7 protein-coding genes and 1 pseudogene are annotated in these 8850 nt (G+C 61.5%); 3 read left to right on the forward strand and 5 right to left on the reverse strand.

The features are described from left to right. Both EJA70_RS30960 and EJA70_RS29350 read right to left on the reverse strand, forming a co-directional pair. Nucleotides 1-203, reverse strand: a pseudogene (locus EJA70_RS30960) (hypothetical protein); the annotation flags it as partial. After that, nucleotides 196-684, reverse strand: a complete 489-nt coding sequence (locus EJA70_RS29350) for an Lrp/AsnC family transcriptional regulator (protein ID WP_158836018.1) — start codon at nt 682-684, stop codon at nt 196-198. The pseudogene EJA70_RS30960 and the gene EJA70_RS29350, both read right to left, overlap by 8 nt. A 125-nt stretch (nt 685-809) precedes the next feature. Between EJA70_RS29350 and EJA70_RS29355 the strand changes: the two genes are divergently transcribed. After that, nucleotides 810-2270: an L-lactate permease gene (locus EJA70_RS29355; RefSeq protein WP_158836020.1), complete on the forward strand. Its 1461-nt coding sequence runs from the start codon at nt 810-812 to the stop codon at nt 2268-2270. A gap of 15 nt (nt 2271-2285) precedes the next feature. On the opposite strand, the gene EJA70_RS29360 is transcribed toward EJA70_RS29355, so the two are convergent. After that, a complete protein-coding gene (locus tag EJA70_RS29360) occupies nt 2286-3065 on the reverse strand; it encodes a helix-turn-helix transcriptional regulator (RefSeq protein ID WP_158836022.1) in 780 nt (259 codons plus the stop codon). 97 nt (nt 3066-3162) lie between these two features. Here EJA70_RS29360 and EJA70_RS29365 point away from each other — a divergent pair, with 97 nt between their 5' ends. Continuing rightward, nucleotides 3163-4617 (forward strand): MFS transporter, encoded by a 1455-nt coding sequence (locus EJA70_RS29365; RefSeq protein ID WP_158836024.1) that lies wholly within the window; start codon nt 3163-3165, stop codon nt 4615-4617. A gap of 165 nt (nt 4618-4782) precedes the next feature. Beyond that, nucleotides 4783-5532, forward strand: a complete 750-nt coding sequence (locus EJA70_RS29370) for a helix-turn-helix transcriptional regulator (protein WP_158836026.1) — start codon at nt 4783-4785, stop codon at nt 5530-5532. Between the two features lie 142 nt (nt 5533-5674). On the opposite strand, the gene EJA70_RS29375 is transcribed toward EJA70_RS29370, so the two are convergent. Both EJA70_RS29375 and macA read right to left on the reverse strand, forming a co-directional pair. Next, nucleotides 5675-7633 (reverse strand): MacB family efflux pump subunit, encoded by a 1959-nt coding sequence (locus EJA70_RS29375; protein ID WP_158836028.1) that lies wholly within the window; start codon nt 7631-7633, stop codon nt 5675-5677. A 2-nt stretch (nt 7634-7635) separates the two neighbouring features. Next, a complete protein-coding gene (gene macA / locus EJA70_RS29380; RefSeq protein ID WP_158836030.1) occupies nt 7636-8784 on the reverse strand; it encodes a macrolide transporter subunit MacA in 1149 nt (382 codons plus the stop codon). Nucleotides 8785-8850: the final 66 nt, after the last annotated feature.

Here is an 8850-nt window from a genome sequence, read left to right on the forward strand (position 1 = left end):
TCGACCAGCAGCACGATGGCGTCGTCTTTGTTCAGGCGGTTGTAGGTTGGAGTGGTCATGGTCTGCGTCCCTTTTCGATGTTGGAAGTTGTTGTTGCGTTCAAGTTGGGTACAGATTACTGACGCATCGAAGGGGGATAAATCGGCTGAAAAGCGTTTCACCGTCAACTTAAAGGCGACAATTAACAGCAGACCACTAGTCAACCATACTCGGCACCTCCAGCCCGACCTTGACCCGGTCCAGCGCCACAATGGTCTTGAACCAGGTCACATTGGCGTTTTCGGCAAACAGCTTGCGTGCCAACAGCTGGTATTCCTGCATGCTGGCCACCGTCAACACGAGGACGAAATCCACTTCGCCAGTGACGTAGTAGCACTGCTGGACTTCGGGGACGGCAAAGTGCGCCTTCATGGCTTCCAGTGCTTCAAGGCTGGTGCGTTCGGCCATCACTTCGACAATGATGGTGATCGGCCGCCCTACCGCCGTCGGGTCGACGATGGCGACGTTGCCGGTGATCACGCCAGCCTCTTCCATCCGTTTGATACGGCGCTGAACAGCGGCGGTGCTGAGATTCACTTGCTCGGCCATCAACCGAAGCGGCGTGGTGTTGTCGCGCTGGACAAGATCGAGGATGGCCCGATCGAACTTGTCCAGCGAGGCGGCGGCTGCGAGGTTTTTGGCCATGATCGATCCGTGAGAAATTTTCTCGAAAACTAGCAGAAAACCGCGACCCTTTATCTAGCCGTGAGAAATATTATCGAGTTCGCCGCCTGCCTTCGCAGTGCGAACTCACACAGGATTTCATTGGCATGGTCGCTCTGTTTCATCTTTCTCCGGTTTTTCTGGTCACCGCCATGCTCGTCGTGCTGCGCCGCCCGCCCGTACACGCGGCGATTGCCGGCACCTTGCTGGTGGTGGTGCTGTGGCTCGCCGGCGTCGCCGATGCGTGGCACCTGACGAGCATGATCGCTGCGGCTGAGGACACTGCCGTGCTGTTTACCAGCACCGCTTTCGTGATCGTACCGGGGTTGGCGTTCGTGATTGTCATCGAGCGGCTGGGGGTCAATCTGGCGCTGAGCCGCTGGGTCAGTTCGCTGGGGCTGGGACGCGGCGATCAACTGGTGTTCATCGTCCTCGGACTGGCGCCGTTACTGGAAGCCATGACCGGCTTCGGCGTGTCGTTGATCGCCACGGTGCCCTTGCTGTTGAGCCTGTTCGAACGCCGGGTGGCGCTGCGCATTGCCCTGACCGGCATGGCCATCATGCCGTGGGGAACGCTGGGCCTGGCCTCGGTGATCGGCGCCTCGCTGGCGCACCTCGACGCGCGAGCGCTGGCGGCGGCGTCAGCGCTGACCAGTGCACCGGTGTTTCTCGTCCTCAGTGCGCTGGCGTTGTTCCTGGCCGGCGTGCGTGAGGCGCGGGAATGGCGCGCGCTGGGTCTGTTCTGGTTGTTGTTTGTCGGCGTGCTCTACGCGGCGAGTCGCTGGCTGGGGCCGGAAGTTGCCGGTGTAGCGGCGGGACTGGTTACCGCCAGCGCCGTTCTGGCCAGTGGCTTGTGGCGTCTGCATCGCCGCCACAACGACCACGGTTCAGTGCACTGGCCACGTCAGGCCTGGCCGTACCTGGCGCTGATTGTCAGCATTGTTGCTTTGAAAACCTTGTGGGCGCTCACCGCCTGGCAGGATCTGTGGATCGTTCACGGTACTCAAGTCACCTGGAAACCACTGGCCTCGCCGGGTGTTGCCTTGCTGTTGGTGCTGCTCGGGCTGGTCATTCATGGGCGAAATACACCGCGCTCAGCGAATCCCGATGTCAGCCTGCCGGCCGCACTGGCGGCGCGGGCGAAGCGACCGTTGCTGACGATATTTTTCTTTCTGGCGATGTCGCAGATGATGGTCAAGGCCGGATTTCTCGCCGGTCTGATGCAACTGCTCGCCGGCCTCTCACCGACGATGGCGACCTCACTGGTGAGCCTGCTGGGCGCCTTGTCCGGCTACATGACCGGATCAAATGTCGGCGGCAACGCGATCTTCATGCCGGCCATCGCGATGCTGCCCGAGGCCTCGCGCCTGTTGCTGGCGGCGGCGCAAAACAGCGCGGCAGGCCATGCCGCTTTGGGTTCGTTGTCGATCGTCATGCTGATACTGGGACTCGCCAAGACCCAGGCCACGGAAGAAGGCGAACTGGTCAGGTTTGGCTTCGCGCTGGTGTGCCTCAACACAGCGCTGGTGGCGTTGGCCGCAGGCTTTTCGAGTCTCTGGATACGCTAGGCCAGCACGTGCCCATCACTGTCTGGCGTACACCACCAGACGCAAATGCCGGTCAGCATCGATGGTCAACGTGGTGTGTTCGAACGGCTCGACGATGCCGTCAATCAGCAATTGGCGTACACCGTTGCACGGCGCTTGTACGTCATGCTGACGCCACCAGAGACTGAAATCCGGCGAGGCTTTTTGCAGCTCGTCGACCAGTGCCTGAATGTCGGCCTCCTGCGAGGCGCGCGCATAGTCGCGCTGGAAACTGGCGAGCATTTGCGGTGCCTGTTGGTCCCAACGGGCGAAGCGTTCGCGCAGGGTCGGATCGGTAAACAGCATCCACAGCAGATTGCGCCGCGCCGGGGCCTGCCGGTCGAAACCGAACAGATCCTCTGCCGCAGCGTTGAACGCCAGCACATCCCAGCGCAGGTTGAGCACGTATGCGGCGTGCGGCAGGTCGTGCATCAAGCGCAATACCAGCGGTGGCACCACGCACCAGGTCTTGCCCGGTTCTGCCGGCGGGCGGTCGTGCGCCAGCAAAAACAGATGCCGCCGCTCGGGGGCATCCAGTTTCAGCACCCGCGCCAGGTTATCCAGAAAGGCGGCCGACACGCCGATGTCGCGCCCCTGTTCCAGCCAGGTGTACCAGGTCAGTCCGACCCCGGCGAGCGCCGCGACTTCCTCACGGCGCAGCCCGGGTGTGCGCCGCCGCCCTCCACTGGGCAGGCCGACGTCGGCCGGTGACAGCCGTTCACGCCGCGCGCGCAAGAAGGCCGCCAGATCGTTGCGAGTTCGTTCCATGGTTCGCATCGTTTACCTCATTACTTTCAGTAACAGCATAAAGGGTTAAATTGTAAGTGCGTAAGAACGCTTTGAGAATGCGCGCTCACTGACTCGGATACTCAAGATGAGCGCACCTTTATCCTCTTCCGCCGTGCCCGTCCGCACGGCTGCCAGCGCTCCATGGCTGGGCCTTTGCGTCCTGTTGATCGCAGCTTTCGTGACGATCTTCGATCTGTTTGTGGTCAACGTCGCCATCCCCGACATGCAGTCAGGGCTGGGTGCAAGTTTCTCGCAAATCGGCTTTATCGTGGCCGGCTATGAATTGGCCTTTGGCGTATTGCTGATTACCGGCGGACGCCTGGGTGATCTGTACGGACGACGTCGTCTATTCGTGATCGGCATGGCTGGTTTCACCTTGGCGTCGGCATTATGCGGGATGGCGCCCGACGCCGGTTTTCTGATTGGCGCGCGGGTGCTGCAAGGCTTGGCGGCGGCGTTGTTGTTTCCGCAAGTCTATGCGTCGATTCGCGTGAGTTTCGAGGGCGACGACAGCCGTCGCGCCTTTGGCCTGCTCGGCATGACACTGGGCCTGGCCGCCATCGCCGGTCAGGTGCTCGGTGGGTGGCTGGTGCAGGCCGATCTGTTCGGGCTGGGCTGGCGCGCGGTGTTTTTGATCAACGTTCCCGTCGGCCTGTGCGCGATCGCAGCGGCGCGGCACATCCCGGAAACCCGCGCACCTCAGCGTCCGACGCTGGACTGGACGGGCGTGGCACTGGTCAGTGCCGGGCTGGCCTTGCTGCTGGTGCCCTTGATCGAGGGGCCGGGGCAAGGCTGGCCGGCCTGGAGCACGTTGTCATTGCTGGCGGCGCTGGCCCTGCTGCTGGGCTTCTATCGCCAACAGCAACGGCGACGTGTCACGTGTGAGATGCCCCTGGTGGACATGCGTTTGCTTGGCCAACCACGGTTTGCCTTGGGCACGTTATTGGTGCTGCTGGTCTACTCCACGTCCAGTTCGTTCTTCTTGTGTTTTGCCTTGTTGATGCAGACCGGGCTGGGGCTCGAGCCCTTCCTGGCCGGCAGCATTTTCGCACCTTGCAGCGTAGGTTTTGTGCTGGCGTCACTGACCGCGCCTCGGCTGGTGGCTCGCTGGGGAACACGCGCGATCTTCGCCGGGGCGCTGGTGTACAGCGCGTCGATCGGACTGCTGATCACGCAAGTCCAACTGGCCGGCGCAGACTTGCAGCCCACGCGCCTGATTCTCGTGCTGATCGTGGTCGGCGCGGGCCAGGGGCTGATCATGACGCCACTGCTCAACCTGGTACTGGGTTTCATCGATGAGGCCCGGGCGGGCATGGCGTCGGGAATTATTTCCACCGTCCAGCAAATCGGCGCGGCGCTGGGCGTCGCCGTGGTCGGCATGCTGTTCAGCGCGACGCTTGCCAACGGCGCTGAAACCTCGACGCAAGCCGGCCAGTACGCATCGGCCTTCGTCAACGCGATGATTTACAACCTTGGGGCGGCCGTGCTGGTCTGCGTGCTGTTGCTGCTGTTGGCGAAAACGCAACGGCCCTTGACCTGATCAAAAACGGTGCGCGGTTATGAGCTAATAACGCCTTCATTAAACGGTCGTCGAAACGTTGTACTAGGATAGGATCGTCTTCTGGAAACGTTTTTACCGGCCATGGAGCTTCACGCCGGTATTCCAGGGACGCGAGTACCCCATTGCAACTCATGGACGAACAATATGAACTCACACCTGTTCCCGCATATCGGCAAGGTCATCGCCAGCACTGGCAGCCGGCATTTTCCGCGCATGCTGCATGACCTGATCCTCACCCAACTGGCCGTCGATGCCACCCATATTCGGCAGATGCGTGTCGAGCCGGTGGGCCGTGCCACCCGCCGTAATGAACCCGAACCGTTGAAAGACGCCGCGTTGCTCGCCGAAACGCTGTTTTCCGAGCACAGCTCAGCGGTGGCCCATGACCTGCCGCCCGCTGATCCGTCGACGGCCACCGATGCCTCGCAACTGCATCTGACCCGGCGCAAGGACGGCTACCGCTACGTGATTTCGGTGTACCGCAACGGTCAGTCGCAACGTTTTTCCGCGCAGGAGCGCAGCCGCCTGCATGATATTTCGCCGCTGCTGCTGCCGATGGTGGAAAAACACATCAGTGCCCTGCAACCGGACGATGCTGACTGCGAACGCCCGGCCGAGGCCACCGAAGGCTCGGGCATCGAGACCCTGCGCCTGCGCTTCAATGAGCGTTTGCAGCAATTGGGGTTGAGCCTGTCGAACCGTGAAAGCGAAGTGTGCATCGGCCTGCTCACCGGGCGCACGGCACCGGAGCTGGCCGAACAGTTGCAGCTCAAGGTCAACACCGTGGAAAGCTACCTCAAGCGCGCCGCGATCAAGCTCGGCATCAGCGGGCGACATTCATTGATGCGCTGGATGTATTCGCCACTGGACACCTCAACCTCCACCGCCGCCTGATCTGTAGGAGCTGCCGCAGGCTGCGATCTTGATCGTTCCCACGCTCGGCGTGGGAATGCCTCTAGGGACGCTCTGCGTCCAGTGACGCGGAGCGTCCCGCGCTGCATTCCCACGCCGAGCGTAGGAACGATCAATGGTTTCATCAATCGCGTGCCAACGCTTCGATCGGGTCGAGGCGTGAGGCATTGCGGGCCGGGACGAAGCCGAAGACGATGCCGATCAGCGTCGAGCAGATCACCGCCGTGAGCACCGAGGTCAGCGAGAAGACCATCTCCCATTCCTTGATAAACAGCGAAAACAAATGCCCGATGGCATACGACAGCGAAATCCCGATTGCTCCGCCCAACAGACAGACCATCACCGCCTCCACCAGAAACTGCTGACGAATATCCGACTGCCGCGCGCCCACCGCCATGCGAATGCCGATCTCCCGCGTGCGCTCAGTCACCGAGACCAGCATGATGTTCATCACGCCAATCCCCCCCACCACCAGCGAAATCACCGCGATCAACGACAGCAGCAGCGCCAGCGAGCGGCTGGTTTTCTGCACCGTCTGCAACACACTGTCGAGGTTGTTGGTAAAGAAATCCTTGCTGCCATGACGTTGCAGCAACAGCTGCGTGACGTGCTCTTCCACCACTTTGCTCGGCTGACCTTCCTTCATGCGCACGCTGATGCTGTCCAGATAACGCTGGCCCAACACCCGTCCGGCTGCCGTTTCGTAAGGTACCCAGACGTTGAGGGTCTTGCCCGAGGCAAACAGGCTTTTATCCTGTGCGGCGACGCCGATCACCGTGCACGGCAGGTTACCGATCAGGATCACCTGGCCCAACGGATCGACATCCTGCCCGAACAAACGCTGACGGGTGTTGTGATCAATGACCACCACCTGTGCCTGGCGCCGCGCATCGCTTTCGCTGAACGCGATGCCCGCCGCCATCTTGATGCCGCGCACTTTGAAGTACTGATCGCTGACGCCGTTGACCTGCGCATCCAGATCGATATTGCGATAACGCAGCAACAGGCTGCGGCCGATCATCGGCGTGGCGCTGTCGACGTAATACAGCTGATTCAGCGCCGTGACATCCGCCGGGGTCAGGGTTTCGATGGCCGCCGCACGTTTGTCGCCGTAACTGCTGCCGGGATAGACATCGATGGTGTTGCTGCCGATGGCCGCGATGTCCTTGAGCACGTAGTTCTTGGCGCCCTCGCCGACCGCCGAAATCGACACCACCGAGGTGATGCCGATGACGATCCCGAGCATGGTCAGCAAGGTGCGCATGCGGTGCGAGATCAATGCGACCCAGGCCATGCTGAACGCTTCCTTGAACAGGCCGAGGCTGGCCACCAGACGCCGCGAAGCGGTGGCTCTCGGCGCCACTGGCTCATCGCTGAGCAGGTGCGTGGTGTCGCGTTCGTTGGCGCGGTCGCTGAGGATTTCACCGTCGCTGACTTCGATGATGCGTTCGGCGTTGGCCGCGACTTTCGGGTCGTGGGTCACCAGAATCACCGTGTGCCCGGCGGCGTGCAGCTCCAGCAGAATGCGCATCACCTCTTTGCCGCTGGCCGTGTCGAGCGCGCCGGTCGGTTCATCGGCGAGGATCACTTCGCCGCCGTTCATCAACGCCCGGGCGATACTCACCCGCTGCTGTTGGCCGCCAGACAACTGGCTCGGCCGATGCGTCAGGTGACCTTCGAGGCCCAGTCGCGCCAACAGCTCTCTGGCGCGGGCATGGCGTTGCAGCTGGGGGGTACCGGCATAAATCGCCGGCATCTCGACGTTGTGCATCGCACTCAGATGCGGCAGCAAATGGTAGCGCTGGAAGATGAAGCCGAAGTAGTCGCGGCGCAGTTCGGCCAGCGCCTGATTGTCCAGATCACGGGTTTCCTGGCCGTTGATTTTGTAGCTGCCGGCGGTGGCGTAATCGAGGCAACCGAGGATGTTCATCAGCGTTGATTTACCGGAACCCGAGGCGCCGATGATCGCGACCATTTCCCCGGCATGGATCGTCAGGTTGATGTTTTTCAACGCAAGAAATTCGCGATCGCCAGCGGTGAAACTGCGGGTGATGCCGGTCAGCTGTAACAGTGGCTCGGTCATGCTCAGGCCCCCGCCACATTGGTCAGCGGATCACCGATGACCACGCGATCACCTTCAGCCAGACCATCATTGATCTGCACTTTGACGTTGTTGTTGATCCCGGTCTGCACATTGCGCGACTGCGCGTGGCCCTTGGCGTCGAGCACGCGCACCGGAAAGCTGCCGTCGGCATTGCGCGGGCCGAGCGCCGCCACCGGTACGGTCAGCACAGCCTTGGCGGTGTCGAGCACAATGCGCACCTGCGCGGTCATCGAAATGCGCAGGCGATGGTCGGGGTTGGGCACTTCAAACAAAGCGTTGTAGAACACCGCGCTGCTTTGCTTCGGCGTGCCGGCGGGCGGGGTTTCGAGAAAGTTCTGCGGCGCCGGATCGGTGCCGCGCAGTTTCGCGTAGTAGCGTTTGTCCTCGCCAAGAATGGTGAAATACACCTCTTGCCCGGGCGCAATGTGAATCACATCGGCCTCGGACACTTGTGCCTTGACCGTCATGGTGTCCAGGTCTGCCAGTTTCAACAGGACCGGCGCCAGTTGGCTGGCGATCACCGTCTGGCCTTCCTGAGTGACCACGCCGACCACGTCGCCATCGATCGGCGCGACAATCCGCGTGTACGCCAGGTTGACCTTGGCAGTGTCAATCTGGATGTGCGCACTTTTGATTTGCGCATCCAGCGACATCAGATTGGCCTGCTGCACCTGATAATTGGATTCCGCAGTTTCGAAATCCTGGCGCGAGATCGACGCATCCTCCTGCAAGTTCTGATAGCGCTCGTAAATCGCCTTGGTCTGTTTCAGTTGGGCCTGCGTGGCGCGCTTTTGCGCTTGCAGGTTTTCCTCATCGACCTGAGCCTGGCGCAAGGTGTTCTGCAGCACCAGCGGATCGATTTCCGCCAGCCACTGGCCTTTTTTCACCTTGTCGCCGACCTTGACCTTCAGCGATTTCAACTGGCCGGAGACCTGCGCACCAACATCAACCTGCTTGATCCCTTCGAGCACGCCGGTGGCCAGCACCGCGTTCTCGATGTCATCGCGTTCGACCGTCGCGGTCAGATACTGCGGCGCCTCCGCCGGTGCCTGCACCGTGTAGAACACCAACCCCGCCGCCACCGCCAAGGCCAAACCCATACCGACTTTGCGCCACTTCGACTTTTCCATAAATGCCCACAAGTCCGTTCAGGATCGAGCCCGGCGCAACGCCGGGCTCTGCTAGATAAACAACAA

The organism is Pseudomonas sp. PB103 (assembly GCF_009764635.1).
GTDB lineage: Bacteria > Pseudomonadota > Gammaproteobacteria > Pseudomonadales > Pseudomonadaceae > Aquipseudomonas.

Coding starts and splice junctions, on each gene's coding strand:
- EJA70_RS29370 (WP_158836026.1), top strand. CDS start 4,783: ATGAACTCACACCTGTTCCCGCATATCGGCAAGGTCATCGCCAGCACT.
- EJA70_RS29365 (WP_158836024.1), top strand. CDS start 3,163: ATGAGCGCACCTTTATCCTCTTCCGCCGTGCCCGTCCGCACGGCTGCC.
- EJA70_RS29360 (WP_158836022.1), bottom strand. CDS start 3,065: ATGCGAACCATGGAACGAACTCGCAACGATCTGGCGGCCTTCTTGCGC.
- EJA70_RS29375 (WP_158836028.1), bottom strand. CDS start 7,633: ATGACCGAGCCACTGTTACAGCTGACCGGCATCACCCGCAGTTTCACC.
- EJA70_RS29355 (WP_158836020.1), top strand. CDS start 810: ATGGTCGCTCTGTTTCATCTTTCTCCGGTTTTTCTGGTCACCGCCATG.
- macA (WP_158836030.1), bottom strand. CDS start 8,784: ATGGAAAAGTCGAAGTGGCGCAAAGTCGGTATGGGTTTGGCCTTGGCG.
- EJA70_RS29350 (WP_158836018.1), bottom strand. CDS start 684: ATGGCCAAAAACCTCGCAGCCGCCGCCTCGCTGGACAAGTTCGATCGG.